The 15627-nt window shown below is 60.0% G+C and carries 15 protein-coding genes; 8 read left to right on the top strand and 7 right to left on the bottom strand.

What is annotated here, in order from left to right; all coding sequences use genetic code 11:
- The first annotated feature begins 68 nt into the window (after positions 1 to 68).
- The 5 genes from WDN46_13110 to WDN46_13090 all read left to right on the top strand — a co-directional run bounded on the left by WDN46_13110 (position 69) and on the right by WDN46_13090 (position 7618).
- A complete protein-coding gene (locus tag WDN46_13110) occupies positions 69 to 971 on the top strand; it encodes an SURF1 family protein (protein MEJ0094333.1) in 903 nt (300 codons plus the stop codon).
- A 139-nt stretch (positions 972 to 1110) separates the two neighbouring features.
- The gene (thrC, locus tag WDN46_13105) at positions 1111 to 2544 is read left to right on the top strand and encodes a threonine synthase (GenBank protein MEJ0094332.1); all 1434 of its coding nucleotides are present in this window, start codon (positions 1111 to 1113) and stop codon (positions 2542 to 2544) included.
- Positions 2541 to 3806: a pitrilysin family protein gene (locus WDN46_13100; protein MEJ0094331.1), complete on the top strand. Its 1266-nt coding sequence runs from the start codon at positions 2541 to 2543 to the stop codon at positions 3804 to 3806. The genes thrC and WDN46_13100 overlap by 4 nt, the downstream gene beginning before the upstream one ends.
- Positions 3807 to 3818: 12 nt before the next feature.
- Positions 3819 to 4430 (top strand): GNAT family protein, encoded by a 612-nt coding sequence (locus WDN46_13095; protein MEJ0094330.1) that lies wholly within the window; start codon positions 3819 to 3821, stop codon positions 4428 to 4430.
- Positions 4431 to 4744: 314 nt separating this feature from the next.
- Positions 4745 to 7618 carry an EAL domain-containing protein gene (locus tag WDN46_13090; GenBank protein MEJ0094329.1) on the top strand — a complete coding sequence of 958 codons (2874 nt, stop codon included), beginning with the start codon at positions 4745 to 4747 and terminating at the stop codon, positions 7616 to 7618.
- A gap of 55 nt (positions 7619 to 7673) precedes the next feature.
- On the opposite strand, the gene WDN46_13085 is transcribed toward WDN46_13090, so the two are convergent.
- Positions 7674 to 8294: a YqgE/AlgH family protein gene (locus WDN46_13085; GenBank protein MEJ0094328.1), complete on the bottom strand. Its 621-nt coding sequence runs from the start codon at positions 8292 to 8294 to the stop codon at positions 7674 to 7676.
- Positions 8295 to 8463: 169 nt separating this feature from the next.
- Here WDN46_13085 and WDN46_13080 point away from each other — a divergent pair, with 169 nt between their 5' ends.
- Positions 8464 to 9399 carry a protein-disulfide reductase DsbD domain-containing protein gene (locus WDN46_13080; protein MEJ0094327.1) on the top strand — a complete coding sequence of 312 codons (936 nt, stop codon included), beginning with the start codon at positions 8464 to 8466 and terminating at the stop codon, positions 9397 to 9399.
- A gap of 55 nt (positions 9400 to 9454) precedes the next feature.
- On the top strand, positions 9455 to 9940 hold the full coding sequence (locus tag WDN46_13075; GenBank protein ID MEJ0094326.1) for a peroxiredoxin: 486 nt from the start codon (positions 9455 to 9457) through the stop codon (positions 9938 to 9940).
- 60 nt (positions 9941 to 10000) lie between these two features.
- Here the strand turns inward: WDN46_13075 and rnhA are convergent, their stop codons facing one another.
- The 5 genes from rnhA to WDN46_13050 form a co-directional block, all read right to left on the bottom strand.
- Positions 10001 to 10471, bottom strand: coding sequence for a ribonuclease HI (gene rnhA, locus WDN46_13070; protein MEJ0094325.1), 471 nt, complete (start codon positions 10469 to 10471; stop codon positions 10001 to 10003).
- Positions 10468 to 11433 (bottom strand): homoserine kinase, encoded by a 966-nt coding sequence (gene thrB, locus WDN46_13065; protein ID MEJ0094324.1) that lies wholly within the window; start codon positions 11431 to 11433, stop codon positions 10468 to 10470. The genes rnhA and thrB overlap by 4 nt, the downstream gene beginning before the upstream one ends.
- Positions 11434 to 11565: 132 nt before the next feature.
- On the bottom strand, positions 11566 to 11982 hold the full coding sequence (locus WDN46_13060) for a DUF502 domain-containing protein (GenBank protein MEJ0094323.1): 417 nt from the start codon (positions 11980 to 11982) through the stop codon (positions 11566 to 11568).
- A 1-nt stretch (position 11983) separates the two neighbouring features.
- A complete protein-coding gene (locus WDN46_13055; GenBank protein ID MEJ0094322.1) occupies positions 11984 to 12301 on the bottom strand; it encodes a hypothetical protein in 318 nt (105 codons plus the stop codon).
- A gap of 447 nt (positions 12302 to 12748) precedes the next feature.
- The gene (locus tag WDN46_13050; GenBank protein ID MEJ0094321.1) at positions 12749 to 13153 is read right to left on the bottom strand and encodes a hypothetical protein; all 405 of its coding nucleotides are present in this window, start codon (positions 13151 to 13153) and stop codon (positions 12749 to 12751) included.
- Between the two features lie 371 nt (positions 13154 to 13524).
- Between WDN46_13050 and WDN46_13045 the strand changes: the two genes are divergently transcribed.
- Positions 13525 to 15192, top strand: coding sequence for an MFS transporter (locus tag WDN46_13045; GenBank protein MEJ0094320.1), 1668 nt, complete (start codon positions 13525 to 13527; stop codon positions 15190 to 15192).
- A 67-nt stretch (positions 15193 to 15259) separates the two neighbouring features.
- On the opposite strand, the gene WDN46_13040 is transcribed toward WDN46_13045, so the two are convergent.
- A complete protein-coding gene (locus WDN46_13040) occupies positions 15260 to 15559 on the bottom strand; it encodes a hypothetical protein (protein ID MEJ0094319.1) in 300 nt (99 codons plus the stop codon).
- Between the last annotated feature and the right edge of the window lie 68 nt (positions 15560 to 15627).

Genomic DNA, 15627 nt, shown 5'->3' with positions numbered 1-15627 from the left:
CGCGGCAATCTTTTTGACCAAATGAGCGCCGAGTTGCGACCTTTGTGGACTTGGCCTCGACTTCGCCGATGTATGAGCCGCCGATGCGGGCTCATCCGGCGTTATTTCTTCCCTTGACTCTCGCTGTCCGCATCGGCCTTTTGCATTCCTTGGAGGGCGTTCTGGCCGTCCGGCAGCGTTGCATCAAGGCGGAACGAGGCGGCTCGAAGTTGAAAATGGAGACGTCAGCCACCGGCCGCATTGGAGCGAACCTCTTTCGCACGCGCTTGTTCTGGCCGGCCCTCTTTACCGGTCTTTGTTGCGCCTTTCTGGTCTCGCTCGGCATTTGGCAATTGCAGAGGCTCGCCTGGAAAGAAGGATTGATCGCGCAGATCGAAGCGCGCGCGAAAGCGCCCCCGACGCCCCTGCCCGCCCCCAATCAATGGCCGAGCCTCGACCCGCAGTCTTATGAATATCGCCACGTCGAACTCGATGGAACGCTGGAAAACGACAAAGAGGCGCTGGTTTTTCGCCCCTCCGGCGGCGGCCTGATGCAAGAACCCGGCTATCTTGTCCTGACCCCGCTGAGGCTCGCCTCGGGAGCCTATGTCATCGTCAATCGCGGCTTCGTGACGGAGGCCAACAAAATGCCCGGCGCGCGCCTCGCCGGGCAGACCGAAGGTCCGAACCACATCACGGGATTGATGCGGCAACCTGAATCCCGCAATTTTTTTACCCCCGCAGACAATCCCGCAACCGGGCAGTATTTCACTCGCGATCCGGCCTTGATCGCGGCGCATTTCGGCCTCTCTAACGCCGCGCCCTTCAACATAGACGCGGACGCCGCGCCCCTCCCCCCCGGCGGCTGGCCGAAAGGCGGCGCGACCGCACTCGCCTTTCCCAACAACCATTTGTCTTACGCCTTGACGTGGTTCGGCCTTGCTTTGGCGCTGCTTGGGGTCTTTATCGCCTTCGCCCGGCAAAAGCGCTAACCGCCCCACTGAAGCGGAATCCTTTTCGCCTAAAGCGGCGCTGTAAAATCGGCGCCGATGATTTTCTGTTTGCAGCTGGCCTCGGTGATCTATGTTAGATAACTGAAATCGCCGTTTGCTTTGGAGCCCTGATCGTCCTGTGAAATATATTTCGACGCGCGGCGAGGCCGCTCCGCTCTCTTTCGTGCAGACGCTGCTCGCCGGCCTCGCGCCTGACGGCGGCCTTTATCTGCCGCAATCCTATCCCCAATTCAGCGTAGACGAGATCGCGGGTTTCGCCGGCCAATCCTATGCGGATGTCGCCGAGGCGGTCTTGTCGCCTTTCCTGGCGGGCGAAATCGAGGCCTCCGCCTTGCGCTCGATGATCGACGCCGCCTACGCGACCTTTCGGCATCCCGCTATCGCTCCGCTCGCGCAACTGGACGATAATCTCTTCGCGCTCGAACTGTTTCATGGCCCGACCTTGGCGTTCAAGGACCTCGCGATGCAGCTCCTTGCGCGCCTCATCGACCACGCCCTAAAAACGCACGGCGAGAGGGCGACCATTGTCGGCGCGACCTCGGGCGATACCGGCGCTGCGGCGATCGAGGCTTTTCGTGGTCTGCCGCAGGTCGACGTGTTCATTCTCTATCCGCACGGCCGGGTCTCCGATGTGCAGCGCCGCCAGATGACGACGGTCGAGGCCGACAATATTCACGCCATCGCGATCGAGGGAACTTTTGACGACGCACAAGCATCCATCAAAGCCTTATTCAACAACAAGGCTCTGCGCGAAGAGCTGAATCTTTGCGGCGTCAACTCGATTAACTGGGCCCGCATCCTCGCCCAGACCGTCTATTATTTTACCAGCGCCGTCGCTCTCGGCGCCCCGCATCGGCCAATATCCTTCGTTACGCCGACGGGCAATTTCGGCGATATTTTCGCGGGCTGGATTGCGAAGCGCATCGGTCTGCCGATCGACCGGCTCGTCATCGCCGCCAACTCCAACGATATTCTGCCCCGCGCCGTCGCCAGCGGGACCTATGCCGTGACCGGGGTCCATGCGACGCAATCGCCATCGATGGATATTCAGGTTTCATCGAATTTCGAGCGGCTTCTGTTTGAGGCATATGGGCGCGAGGCCGGCGCGGTGCGCAGGAAAATGGCGCAGCTACAGCAATCTCGCAGCTTCGCCATCGACCCCGTCCCCCTCGAGGCCATTCGCGCCGAGTTCGACGCATTCAGCGTCGGCGAAGCGCAGACCACGCGGGAAATCGCGGGACTTTGGCGCGATGCCGGCTATTTATGCGATCCGCATACGGCGGTTGGCCTCAATGCGGCGCGCCGACACGCTGAAGCGCGGCGGAGCAAAACTCCCCTCGTCGTCCTCGGCACAGCGCATCCCGCCAAATTTCCCGATGCGATCGAGGCCGCCGTCGGCTTCCGGCCGCCTTTACCCGGCCATCTTGCCGGATTACTCGACAAACAGGAGCATTTTTCAATTCTGCCGAACGATCAGACTGAAATCGAGCATTTTATCCACGCAAGAGTCTCGCAGAGCGCCGCCGCGCCTGCGGCGAGGGCCGCATCATGAGCGCGCGGATCACCACTTTGCCCTCCGGCCTGCGCATCGTCACTGACGAGATGCCGCATCTCGAAACCGCCTCGCTCGGCGTCTGGGTCAAGGCCGGCTCGCGCCACGAGCGCCCGAGCGAACACGGGCTTTCGCATCTCCTGGAGCATATGGCCTTCAAGGGCACCCGGCGACGCTCGGCGCGCGCAATCGCCGAGGAAATCGAGACGGCGGGCGGCGATCTCAACGCCGCGACCAGCACGGAACATACCGCCTATTACGCCCATATGCTCGCCGAAGACGCGCCGCTGGCGCTCGACATTCTCGCCGACATCCTCACCGATAGCATATTCGACGCCGCGGAATTGGAGCGCGAAAAAGGCGTCATCCTTCAGGAAATCGGCGCGGTCGAAGATACGCCCGACGATCTGGTCTTCGATCTTTTCAACGCCTCCGCATTTCCCGATCAGCCGATCGGCAGGCCTATCCTCGGCACGCCCGAGCAGATCTCGCACTTCAGCCGGGATGCGATCGGGGCCTATCTCGACAGACATTACAGCAGCCTCGCGACTGTGATTGGCGCCGCCGGAGCGGTTGAGCACGACCGCATTTGCGACGAGGCTGAAAAGCGCTTTTCTGGCCTTTCCCTTGAGATGGCGCCGCAGAACCTGCCGCCGGCGCAGTATCTTGGCGGCGAAGTCCGCCTCAAACGCCGGCTCGAACAAGCCCATATCGTCATCGGTTTCGAGGGACTGGCCTATGGCCATGACGATTTCTATGCGCTCCAGGTATTTGCCAATGCGGTTGGCGGCGGCATGTCCTCGCGTCTGTTCCAGGAGGTGCGCGAGACGCGCGGCCTTGCTTACTCCATCCACGCATTTCACTGGGGTTATTCCGATACCGGGCTGTTTGGTTTTTATGCCGCAACGGGCGCCAAGGATGTCGCGGAATTGATGCCGGTGGCGCTGGATTGCCTCGCCGAAGCGGCGCAAAACTTGAGCGAAGCCGAGGCGCGGCGCGCCAAGGCGCAGATGAAGGTCTCGCTTCTCGCCGCGCTTGAGTCGCCATCCGCCCGATGCGAGCAGATCGCCCGGCAATTGATGGCTTTCGATCGCGTTCTAACGCGAGAGGAAATCATTGCTGGCATCGACTGTCTGGATATTGCGCACATCCGCCGCGCTGGCGCAGGCGCGCTGACTTCGACTCCAACCGTCGCGGCGATTGGGCCGGTCAGCAAGGTCTATGCTCCCGACCGCGTCGCCGACCGGCTGCGCGCCATTTGAAGGATCGGCCTATTGGCTCTATTTCGACTCGGGCCGACCAGTGAAAGCGCTCCTTTCGTGCGTGGCGAAGGCATTTATCTGCGGCCGCCCGAAATGCGCGACTTCGAGGCCTGGGCGGCGCTGCGCGAATGCAGCCGCGCTTTTCTAACGCCCTGGGAGCCGACCTGGCCGCCCGATGATCTGACGCGAGCCTCGTTCCGACGCCGCGTGCGCCGCCACATGCAGGAGATCGAGAACAACGAAGCCTTTCCGTTTCTCGTTTTTCGCGATGACGACATGCTGCTCGGCGGACTGACGCTCGGCCAGATCAAGCGAGGCGTCGTCCAGGCGACAACCCTCGGCTATTGGATAGGCGCCCCCAACGCGCAGCAAGGTTTTATGTCGCGTGCGGTCAAGGCGGCGGTCGGCTTTGCTTTCGGCACGCTTCGCCTGCATCGCATCGAGGCCTCCTGTCTGCCCCACAACGGAGCCTCGATCCGGCTGCTGGAGCGAATGGGCTTCACCCGCGAAGGCTACGCCCGCGCTTATCTGCGCATCAATGGAGTCTGGGAGGATCACCTGCTTTATGCATTGCTCGAGTCTGACCCGGCGCCTCTGCGCCTGCCGCGTCAGGGCAAACCATGAGCGATGCGCCAGGCGGCGAAAACGAGCCATGATGGGATGTCCATCATGAACCATAGCATTCGATGGAAGCTTATCGCTGTATAAATCTGTTTCTTGCCGCCCCGCCGCAGTCGCCGCCGGACGCATTCTGAGGCTTGCGGATAAATCATCCTGATCACAGGGATGCACCTCAAAACTGACCCAATCGCTCATTAGTTGCAGGGGTCTTGCCCGATGGCGGCATAGGCCTTACCAGTCTTCGTTACGGTCAACCTTGAACTATTCATTTTCTCCCGCACCTATTCGACAGGCAGGACAGACCACATTTGCCGAGCATCGCGCTTTATCTCCGTTGCCTGATCTTCATTGCGGCGCTTTGCGGCGGGCTGCTTCCGGCCAAGGCGATCGAATCGATTAGGGTTCCGCTCGATGCCCAGGTAATCGATCTCACCAAGGCGATCGAAAGCTATCATTCGGCCGGCGACCGCCTGCTCGTCTCGACCGCGCCTGGCTCCGATGGCATCGTTCGCCGCATCGAGGTGCGCGCCAGAGAGGAAGGAAGGCGGCCAAATTGGATCGTCTTCGCGCTGACCAATGACACCAGCGAACAAATCGAGAGATTGATCGTTGCGCCGCACTTCCGGCTGGTCGGCTCCGGCGTCGTCTGGCCCGATCTCGGCGCCTCGCGCATTTCCGCGATTACCGCCAGTCAGGGTTTTGCCCCGGAGCGCGAGGAAAACGCCGACGCCGACGTTTTCCGGCTGACCCTCGATCCGGCGACGACGGTCACTTATGTCGCGGAATTGCGCACACCGAACCTGCCGCAGCTCCATCTTTGGCAACCCGACGCCTATAAAGACAGAATGACCAGCCTCTCCCTTTATAAGGGCATCGTCATCGGCGTCGCTGGGTTGCTGGCGCTCTTTCTCACCATCGTCTTCGTCGTCAAGGGGGCGGTGATTTTTCCGGCCGCCGCGGCGCTCGCCTGGACCGTGCTCGCTTATGTCTGCATCGACTTTGGCTTCTGGGGGAAGATTTTTGGCACCGACGGTCAATCCGACCGGATCTGGCGCGCCGGAACGGAGACGGTTCTCGCGGCGACGCTGTTGGTCTTTCTGTTCGCGTATCTGAACCTCAATCGCTGGCATGTGCGGGCCTCGCATGTCGCCGCCATCTGGCTGGTCTTCCTGCTCGCCTTGGTTGGCCTTTCGGTCTATGACGCGCCTGTCGCCGCAGGCGTTGCGCGCATCTCGCTGGCGACAATCGGCGTCGTCGGCTTCGTCCTCGTGCTCTATCTCGCCATGCATGGCTATGACCGCGCGGTTATGCTCATTCCGACATGGTTCCTGTTGCTCGCCTGGATCATCGGCGCCGCCTTCACCGTAACCGGGACCCTGACCAACGATCTCGTCTCGCCCGCGCTTATCGGCGGCCTCGTGCTCATCGTGATGTTGATCGGCTTCACGATCATGCAAAATGCCTTCGTCGGCGGCGTCCTTGGCCAGGGCGCCATATCCGATGTCGAACGCAAGGCGCTCGCCCTTACGGGAAGCGGCGACATCATCTTCGATTGGGATGTCGCCGCCGACCGGGTCTTCGTCAGCCCAGAGGTCGAGGCCCAATTGGGCCTGCCCCGCGGTTCGCTCGAAGGGCCCGCCTCCATTTGGCTCGACGTCTTGCATCCGCTCGAGCGGGATCGATATCGCGCCTGTCTCGATGCAATGCTCGAACAGAGGCGGGGCCGGATCAATCAGGACTTTCGCCTGCGGGCGGCCGATGGCCAGCATTTCTGGTTCCGCATGAAGGCGCGGCCGGTAATCGGCCTCGATGGCGAGGTGTTGCGCGTCGTCGGCGCGCTCAGCGACGTCACCGAGAGCAAGATCGCCGAGGAACGGCTGCTGCATGACGCGGTGCACGACAATCTGACCGGCTTGCCCAATCGCGAGCTCTTCTTTGATCGCCTCGAAGCGGCGCTGGCGTTCGCGCAGACCGATCCCCAAATCCGGCCGACCGTCATCAGCATCGACATCGATCGCTTCAAACAAATCAATGAGGCGGTGGGGCTTTCCGCCGGCGATTCGATTCTACTCACCTTGGCGCGTCGTCTCGGCCGCATTCTAAAACCGCAAGACACGCTGGCGCGCCTTTCGGGCGATCAATTCGCCGCCTTGATCATTTCGGAATCCGATACCGATCAAATCACCGCTCTCGCCAATGTGGTTCGCCGCGTCGCTTCAACTCCAGTGACCTATGGAGACAAGGAAATTCCGCTGACGGCCTCGATCGGCATCGCGCTTTACGATCCACAATTGCACGCCAAGCGCGAGGACATGCTGAAAGATGCAGAGATCGCCATGCGGCATGGCAAGCGCATGGGCGGCGATCGCATCGAAGTGTTCAAAGCCACAATGCGGACCCTGCGCTCAGATCGCTTTGGCCTTGCCGCCGATCTCGGCCGCGCGCTCGAGCGCGGCGAAATGAAGGTCTATTTTCAGCCGATCGTGCGGCTCGAGGATCGTACGGTCGCAGGTTTCGAGGCGCAGCTGCGGTGGGATCACCCGCGTCTTGGCCGCCTCAACCCAAGCGAATTCACAGAGGTCGCCGAAGAAACCGGCATTATCGTTGATCTCTGCATCTTCGCGCTGGAGCGCACCGCGCGCGAACTATCCGCCTGGCAGCGCGCGCTTGATGTCGATCCGCCCATGTTCGCCAGCGTCAATGTGTCTTCGCGGCAATTGCTCCGGCACGAGCTCGTGCAGGACGTCAAGGCGGTGCTGTCGCGCGTTGAAGTCAGCCGAGGCACTTTGAAACTTGAGCTGACCGAAAGCCTCGTCATGGAGAACCCGGAATACGCGGCGCAAATTCTGACTCGCATCCGCGACCTCGGGGCCGGGCTTTCCCTCGATGATTTTGGCGCCGGCTATTCGTCGCTCGCCTATTTGCAACGCTTTCCCTTTGACACCATCAAGATCGATCGATCCTTCGTGCGCCAGACCGGAACAGGCGCGCGCCCTGTCATCCTGCGTTCGATGGTGACGCTAGCGCATGACCTTGGCATGGAGGTGGTCGCTGAAGGAGCCGAGGCCGAATCCGACGCCATCGAGCTTTACCAGCTCGGCTGCGAATATGCGCAGGGCTTCGCGTTCGGCAATCCGATCAACGCGATGGAGGCGCGGAAACTGGTTGGCGCCGCAACCATAGCGGCCTGAGGCGACAACCGCGCACCCTCCACGCTGGAGCTGGTGATCGATGCAGGCCGATGCCTCAGGCGTGTCCCGCCTCGGATGACAGCCGCCCAAGATCAATACCGACCTTATGCAGCGCGCGCTCATATTTTGAGCCCAAAGCCTGATCGAAAATCAGATCCGGATCGGCAGGAATATTGATCCAGCCATTGTGCTGCATCTCGGCTTCGAGTTGCCCCGGCGACCAACCGGCATAACCCAATGCAAGAAGCGCTTGGTCAGGGCCATCTCCGCGCGCAATGGCGCGCAGAATGTCGATCGTCGCGGTCAAGGATACGCCGCCATCGATCGGCAAAGTCGAATTGTCAATAAAAAAATCATTGGAATGGAGAACAAAGCCCCTGCCCGTGTCGACCGGGCCGCCTTTCAGAACCTGAACCGCGCCAGCTTGCGCCGGCAAGCGAATCGCCTCGTCGGGACCAATCACCTCGAGTTGAACCAGAAGTTCGGAAAAGGTCACTTTGCGCGCGGGGCGATTGACGATGATTCCCATCGCCCCCTCTTCGGAATGAGCGCAAAGGTAAATCACCGAACGGGCAAATCGGTTGTCCTGCGCGCCGGGCATAGCGACGAGCAATTGCCCGTCAAGATAGCCGCACCAGCCGCGCCCTTCACCTTCAGGAGGCTTTATCGATCCCATTTTATCCGCCTCATCCCGCCGAAATTGCGCCGCCTCAGTTCAATCTCCGTCGCGTGCACCGTCAGTCTCACCAATGTATCGCCTCGCCTCATCACTGCAATGTAGGTTGCGGCTTCCCTACATGCAAAATAAGTTGAGATCTCAAGCAGCCAGCGATCGCAGATCACCTATGCAAATGTCTCTCCATTTTTCCAAGGCGGTCGCCAGATGCGGCGCGACGCTCGTCGCCGCAGCGTTATTTGGAATGGCGTTCGTGGCGAATTTAAGCGCAGATCCATACGCGAGCCCGTGGATAACTGGAAAAAAATCGGCTGCGCGGCTGATCGTCGCTGCGCAGGCTCCGGTAGAGGGCGTCTTCCGGGCCGGCGTCGAGGTCCGGCTTGATGCCGGCTCGCACACTTATTGGCGGACGCCGGGCGACGCCGGCGCCGCTCCCGTTTTCGTGTTCGACAGCTCAGAAAACATCGCCGGAGTAAAGGTTCTCTATCCGATTCCGACGCGCATCGACGAAGCAGGATTGGATGCGTTCGGTTATAGCGGCGAAGTGACGTTCCCGTTGCTCGTCACAGTAAAAGACGCGGCGCGCCCGGCGCTTCTGGCGTTACGCCTGCAATATGCCGTCTGCGGCAAGATTTGCCTTCCAGTCACGGCCGACATTCAGCTGCCGCTTTCTACGCGCCCCGACGAAGGCGCAAGCATCCCGCAACAGACGTCGATCACGGCGGCGGAGACGAGAGTGCCGTTGCGGCTCACGCCGGCCGAGCGCGACGCCAAGGTCGCCGTCAAACGGGACGAGCAGGCGGAGAAGCCGACATGGCGGATGAGTTTGCGCGAGGACGCCCACGTTGCGGGCGAACCGGAATCCGCAAAGCTCGACCTATTCGCTGAAGCTCCCGAAGGCTGGTATTTCGAGACAAAAAAAGGCGACCGGCCGAACGAATTCCTGATCGTCGAAGTGGAGCGGCCAAAGCTGGACAGCGCCGGCGCCGTTCCTGTAACTCTAACTTTGGCGCAGCCGGGCCAAAGCTACGAGTTTGCGATAGATCTCGAGGCCGATTCTCGAACACCGTTAGCAAGCCCCCCGCCGACCGCCAAGACGGAATAAGCGCAGCTCATTCCGCATGAGCAGCTGCGCTGAGATACATCACCCGGAGGAAATGATGACGATTAAAGTCGGCGACGCGATCCCGAACACCACTTTCACGGTCATGACGCCAGAAGGCCCAAGCAAGCGGACCACAGAGCAAATCTTCAAAGGCCGCAAAATTGTGCTTCTCGGCGTGCCGGGCGCCTTCACGCCGACCTGCAGCAATATTCATTTGCCGGGATTTGCCGACAAGGTCGCCGATTTCAAGCTCAAAGGCATCGACGAGATCGCGGTCACCAGCGTCAATGACGTCTTCGTCATGAGCGCTTGGGCGAAGGCTACAGGCGCGGCGGACAAGATCGCCTTTCTCGCCGATGGCAGCGCCGATTTCGCCAAAGCCATCGGAATGACGCTCGATCTCTCCGAACGTGGCCTTGGCGTCAGATCGCAACGCTATTCAATGCTTGTCGAGGATGGCGTGGTGCGCAAGCTCAATGTCGAAGCTGCGCCGGGCACCGCCGAAACGTCAAGCGCCGAGGCCCTACTGGCGCAATTCTAGCGCATCGCCGCCGCCTCGCCCTACGTGATTCTCATTCCCGAAAGACCGGGACTTTTCGGCTTAGCCGAACTTCGGCGCCGCTCCGGCTCGAACGGGCAGGAACGGCGCCATGCCTTTGCGCGCGAGCTCATCGGCGCGCTCGTTCATATCGTGCCCGGCATGGCCCTTCACCCAGCGCCAATCGATGGCGTGAGGCGCCGCCGCCTCCTCCAGCCTTTGCCACAGCTCGACATTCTTGACGGGCTTTTTGTCCGCCGTGCGCCAGCCATTTCGTTTCCAGCCCGCAATCCAGCCTGTAATGCCGCCCTTGAGATAATTCGAGTCGGTATAAAGATGCACCGTGCAAGGACGCGTCAGGGCCTCGAGCGCCATGATCGCGGCGGTCAACTCCATACGGTTGTTCGTCGTCGCGGGCTCGCCCCCGCACAACTCCTTTTCCTGATCGCCAAAGGTCAGGATTGCGCCCCAGCCGCCCGGACCCGGATTGCCGGAACAAGCGCCGTCGGTAAAGATCGTCACCTCGCGGCTCATCGCAACAAGCCAAGCTCACGCGGGCTGGCGATTTTCTGATGGAAGCGCAATTTCCGCACATATTCGAGCGGATCCTTGGGATGCACCAAGGCCCCGGCCGGAACATTCAGCCAGTCGACGAGTCGCGTCAGCGCAAAGCGCAGGGCGGCGCCGCGAGCGAAGATCGGGATCGCCTCGATTTCCTCTCTCTGCAACGGACGCACCTTTGCGTAAGCATCGAACATGGCGATCGCCTTAGTGATGTTGAACGCGCCATCCCCCTCGAAACACCAGGCGTTGAGGCAGATCGCAAGGTCATAGGAGAAATCGTCCGTGCAGGCGAAATAGAAGTCGATGAGCCCCGATATTTCGTCGCCGAGGAAGAGAACATTATCGGGAAAAAGATCGGCGTGGATCACGCCGCGCGGCAAACCCGTCGGCCAGTTCGACTGCAGAAAAGCCAACTCCGCGGCGATCGCGGCGGCAAGCTCAGGGTGAACTTCATCGGCTCTCGCCCCCACCTGAGCGAATAGGCCCGGCCATGCGCTGAGGCTCAAGGCGTTGGCGCGAGAGCCGGCAAAATCGGCGCCCGTAAGATGCAGCTTGGCGAGCGCGCCGCCGACGGTGGCGCAGCATTCGGCATTGGGTCGATTGCGCCCGATGCCTTCGAGAAACGTCACGATCGCCGCCGGACGCCCCGCCAGCCTTCCAAGCGCTGCGCCAGATTTCATTCTGACCGGTTGCGGGCAGTTCAGTCCGCGCGCGGCGAGATGCTCCATGAGCCCCAGAAAAAACGGCAAGCTTTGTTCATCGACTCGCTTTTCATAGAGCGTGAGAATGAAAAAACCGGCGTCGACGTGCAGGAAATAATTGGAGTTCTCGACCCCTTCGGCGATACCTTTCAGCGCAAGGACGCGGCCAAGCTGATAGTCCTCGAGGAATGCGGCCAAATCCGCGTCGAGAACTTCGGTGTAAACGGCCATAGCGCATCCGGTGCGGACAAAGGAACAACCTGTCTCTTGCAGGCCTGTGGATCTCGGAGCCAGTGTTAGTAGCCACCCTGACGGCACAGGTCAAACCTGCATGCGCGCCTTGAGCCAGAACCCTGTGCTTGCTTAAGCCGCCTGGTGCACGGGAGTCTGCGCCATAGCCGCGATGATCGCCGGCGCGTCCGGCTGGATGACGCCGCACGACATGATGAGCTTGGCGGCGGCATCGGGGCTGAGCGGCATTTCGATCACCTCGCGCGCAGGCAGAAAGAAATAAAATCCCGTCGTCGGATTTGGCGTGCACGGCAAGAACACCGAAACATAGTCCTCGCCCGGGGGAAGATGCTCCCCAATGATCTGGCCGGGAGGCGCCGCGATGAAAACGATCGACCAGGATCCTTTGTGTGGAAACTCAACGAGCCCAACCTTGCGGAACGCCGTTCCCGATTGGGAAAACATCGTCTCGAAAATCTGTTTAACGCTTTTATAGATCGATCTCACAATTGGCATTCGCGCAAGAATCGCTTCGCCAAGCCTCAGCAAACTACGGCCGGCAAGATTGGCTGCGAGAAAACCCAACAGAGTGTAGGGAGAGAAAAGCCACGATAACGCCGAGGCCAGGAAGGCGAATCGGCAAATAGGTGTCCGGCCAAATATTCATTGGAACGAGGCGGCGGACCCAATTATCGACAGTGTCGATAAACCACCACACGATATAGGCGGTCACCGCGAGAGGGCCTGCGACGACCACGCCGGTTAGAAACCAATTGCGAATCCGGCCGCCGAGACCAGATCCCTTCGAGCCGGGGCCGCCCCCGGCGTCTTGCCCTTGAGGTAGCGTCTGCGGCGGAAGTTGCGTCATGGTTCGCCCCCAAGCCTCAGCGGGCCCTGGCGCGATCCGCGCCTAAACAGGCCGAAAACAAGTCTTAAGATAGAGCTCGGGTGAAACCTTAACCACGCCCAGACCCACCCAAACATGATAGCACATTCAGGTTGATGCGATCGACGGGTATCGATGACGGTTCGGGAGAAACTCTCTCTCTTTTTTAATCTCTTTCGAGAAATTACAACTAAATTGGCGTGACAATCCGTCACACATAAGCTAAAGAATGTCTAAGCCGAAAGAACGGTGCCAGCCATAAATCGGCGCATGAGTCCAAGTCTCGGGAGGACGCCGAATTCTACGCTTTCGCCACATTGCGGCGTAGCCTGCGAAGGCAAAGCGAGAATAGGTCAAGGACGAAGCCGGACAAGAGTGAGGATGCCCAATGCATCTTCGCTCTTTTCTGTTTTTAGTCTTTGGCTCCGCCTATTTGACGGCTGCGTCAGGAACCATAGCGGGAGAACTGGCCGGAGCCGATCCCGACCCGCCAGGCGCTGAACCCGGCTTATAGAGCACGCTGGCGTCGTCATACATTTCGATGCAAGTCAGGATTTCGACATAGCTCGGCATCGGCGAAATGCCTTGGGCGATGCAGGTGCGCCGATCCTCCGCTTTGAAACTGGACCATTTCTGGCGGAGCTGCTTCAGCGCGTCTTGCTCATCCTGCATGCAGCCTTTGTAGGCGAGGTTATTATCCTCGCCGCCGAAATTTTGCGCTTCGCGGCATGATTGCGCCACGTCGAGCTTGGGAACGCCATCTGTAACCGCCGATGCCGGCGACATCAGCGCAAAAAGCGAGAACCAGATGGGCGCTGCGGATAGGCGTAGCATGAGAACCTCCGAAACCATTTGTTTTATCTTGGACTGCAAGTAACGCAAGGGCGGAAGCGTTTTCCAGCATCGCCGCTTCGCGCGCGCGCCAGCCGATCCCTCAGTTAAGACAAGGTCATGACCTTCTTTTTAAATGTCGATCACTTTGGCGAAACCCTGTCTTGACAGGCGACGATCAAGGCTCGCGCCAGGCCGCAGCCATTTTGGCGACAGACTCAGTTGAATTTCGAGTATTGACACCTTGCCGCCATGATTAATTATTGACAAGCCGCTTTATTAATAACGGCTCCGCTGCGATGGCAGCCATCAGCCAGGATAAACAAATGGCGACAATATCAATTTCGGGGAAGGAAAGCGACCACGCGAGGGCAATGACAGGCGCCGAGAAGAAAGTGATTTTCGCCTCCTCGCTCGGCACAGTTTTCGAATGGTATGATTTTTATCTCTATGGATCGCTCGCCAGCATCATCGGCGCGCAGTTCTTCAGTCAGTTTCCAAAGGCGACGGCGGATATTTTCGCCCTGCTCGCCTTCGCTGCGGGTTTCCTCGTTCGCCCCTTCGGCGCGCTTGTCTTCGGCCGGCTCGGCGATCTTGTGGGCCGCAAATACACCTTTCTCGTCACCATTCTCATCATGGGCCTTTCGACCTTCGTCGTCGGCCTGTTGCCCAATTATAATTCCATCGGCGTCGCCGCGCCGATCATACTGATCGCGGCTCGGCTGCTGCAGGGGCTCGCCCTTGGCGGCGAATATGGCGGGGCGGCGACTTATGTTGCGGAACACGCGCCGCAAAGGCGCAGAGGATTCTACACATCGTGGATTCAGACAACCGCGACGCTCGGCCTGTTTCTATCGCTCCTTGTTATCCTGTTCACCCGCACGATCTACGGCGAGGCCGATTTCGCGAGCTTCGGCTGGCGCGTTCCTTTCCTCGTGTCGGTCGCTCTGCTCGGCGTATCATTGTGGATTCGCCTGCAACTGAACGAATCGCCCGCTTTCCTCAAAATGAAGGAGGACGGAACCGGCTCGAAAGCGCCTCTCAGCGAAGCCTTCGGCAATTGGTCCAACGCCAAGATCGCCCTGCTCGCGCTGCTCGGCCTTACAATGGGACAGGGCGTCGTCTGGTACACAGGGCAGTTTTACGCGCTGTTCTTCATGCAATCGATCCTCAAGGTCGATGGCTACACAGCCAATCTTCTCATCGCGTGGGCATTGATTCTCGGCACAGGCTTTTTCGTCGTATTCGGCTGGCTTTCGGACAAGATCGGCCGCAAGCCGATCATAATGTTCGGCTGCCTGATCGCCGCGCTGACCTATTTTCCAATCTTTGAGCGCATCACCACCTACGCCAACCCTGCGCTTAAAGCGGCCTTGGAAAACATCAATGTCACCGTGGTCGCCAATCCTAGAGACTGCGGCAATCTGTTCAATCCAGTCGGCACCCGCGTCTTCACGGCCCCCTGCGATATTGCCCGCGATTTTTTGGCCAAAAGCTCGGTTAAATATACGCGCGTAGATGGGCCAGCTGGCGAGCCGGCTAAGATCGTGGTCGGATCGCAGGAGATCGCCGCCTACGACGCCGCGAAAGTAGCGGATCCGAAAGCGGCGAAAGCCGAATTCGACAAGACGGTTCTCGCAGCTCTGCAAGCCGCCGGCTATCCAAAAAACACCGATCCGGGCATCGTCAAAATGGGCAACCCGCTCGATGTATTCCGGCCGCAAGTCGCAAAGATCATCGGGCTTTTGTTCGTGCTCGTTTTATACGTGACGATGGTCTATGGCCCGATCGCGGCCGCGCTCGTCGAGCTGTTCCCGACCCGCATTCGTTACACGTCGATGTCCCTGCCCTATCACATCGGCAATGGCTGGTTCGGCGGCCTTCTGCCCGCAACGGCTTTTGCGATGGTGGCGCAAACCGGGGATATTTATTTCGGGCTATGGTATCCAATCGTCATCGCGTCGGCGTGTTTCGTCATCGGCGTGCTTTTCCTGCCGGAAACCAAAAGCCGCAATATTTACGCCATTTACGCCGAAGATTGAGATCGCCTGACAAAGCAATGGGCCGCCCAAAAGCGGCCCATTTTTATAAATCGGTCCGATTCGAATCTCAGTTGCAAACGCGGACGCGCTCAACGACATAGGCGTAGCCGTTCCACACCTGTTGCGGCTGCCACCAGCAGCGCGGCGGCGGCGGCGCGTAAGCCGGAGCATAATAGCCGTAAGGCCCGTAAGGCGGCGGCGGCGCAGCGCCGGCGATGGCGCCTCCGGCGATGGCGCCGATAGCCAAGCCGCCGAGAAGGCCGGCGGCGACCGCGCCCCCATCTTGGGCCTGGGCCGGGACAGAAGCCGTCGCCAACGCGGCGGCTGTAAAGCTCAAAGCCAAACCGAACCTGATAGATTTAGCCAAATTTCTCGGCATTAACTCCTCCGCAGCTGACGCAGCAATGGCGAAACGACTAACGAGCCTCGATCATG

The organism is Methylocella sp. (assembly GCA_037200525.1).
Taxonomy (GTDB): Bacteria; Pseudomonadota; Alphaproteobacteria; order Rhizobiales; family Beijerinckiaceae; genus Methylocapsa.
This window is presented reverse-complemented; position numbering and strand designations above follow the sequence as displayed.

What these genes read in the sequence shown, in the direction of transcription:
- rnhA (MEJ0094325.1), bottom strand. Translation starts at nt 10,471, where the DNA reads ATGAGCCGCGAGGTGACGATCTTTACCGACGGCGCTTGTTCCGGCAAT.
- thrB (MEJ0094324.1), bottom strand. Translation starts at nt 11,433, where the DNA reads ATGGCCGTTTACACCGAAGTTCTCGACGCGGATTTGGCCGCATTCCTC.
- WDN46_13075 (MEJ0094326.1), top strand. Translation starts at nt 9,455, where the DNA reads ATGACGATTAAAGTCGGCGACGCGATCCCGAACACCACTTTCACGGTC.
- WDN46_13080 (MEJ0094327.1), top strand. Translation starts at nt 8,464, where the DNA reads ATGCAAATGTCTCTCCATTTTTCCAAGGCGGTCGCCAGATGCGGCGCG.
- WDN46_13110 (MEJ0094333.1), top strand. Translation starts at nt 69, where the DNA reads ATGTATGAGCCGCCGATGCGGGCTCATCCGGCGTTATTTCTTCCCTTG.
- WDN46_13045 (MEJ0094320.1), top strand. Translation starts at nt 13,525, where the DNA reads ATGACAGGCGCCGAGAAGAAAGTGATTTTCGCCTCCTCGCTCGGCACA.
- WDN46_13055 (MEJ0094322.1), bottom strand. Translation starts at nt 12,301, where the DNA reads ATGACGCAACTTCCGCCGCAGACGCTACCTCAAGGGCAAGACGCCGGG.
- WDN46_13050 (MEJ0094321.1), bottom strand. Translation starts at nt 13,153, where the DNA reads ATGCTACGCCTATCCGCAGCGCCCATCTGGTTCTCGCTTTTTGCGCTG.
- WDN46_13085 (MEJ0094328.1), bottom strand. Translation starts at nt 8,294, where the DNA reads ATGGGATCGATAAAGCCTCCTGAAGGTGAAGGGCGCGGCTGGTGCGGC.
- WDN46_13100 (MEJ0094331.1), top strand. Translation starts at nt 2,541, where the DNA reads ATGAGCGCGCGGATCACCACTTTGCCCTCCGGCCTGCGCATCGTCACT.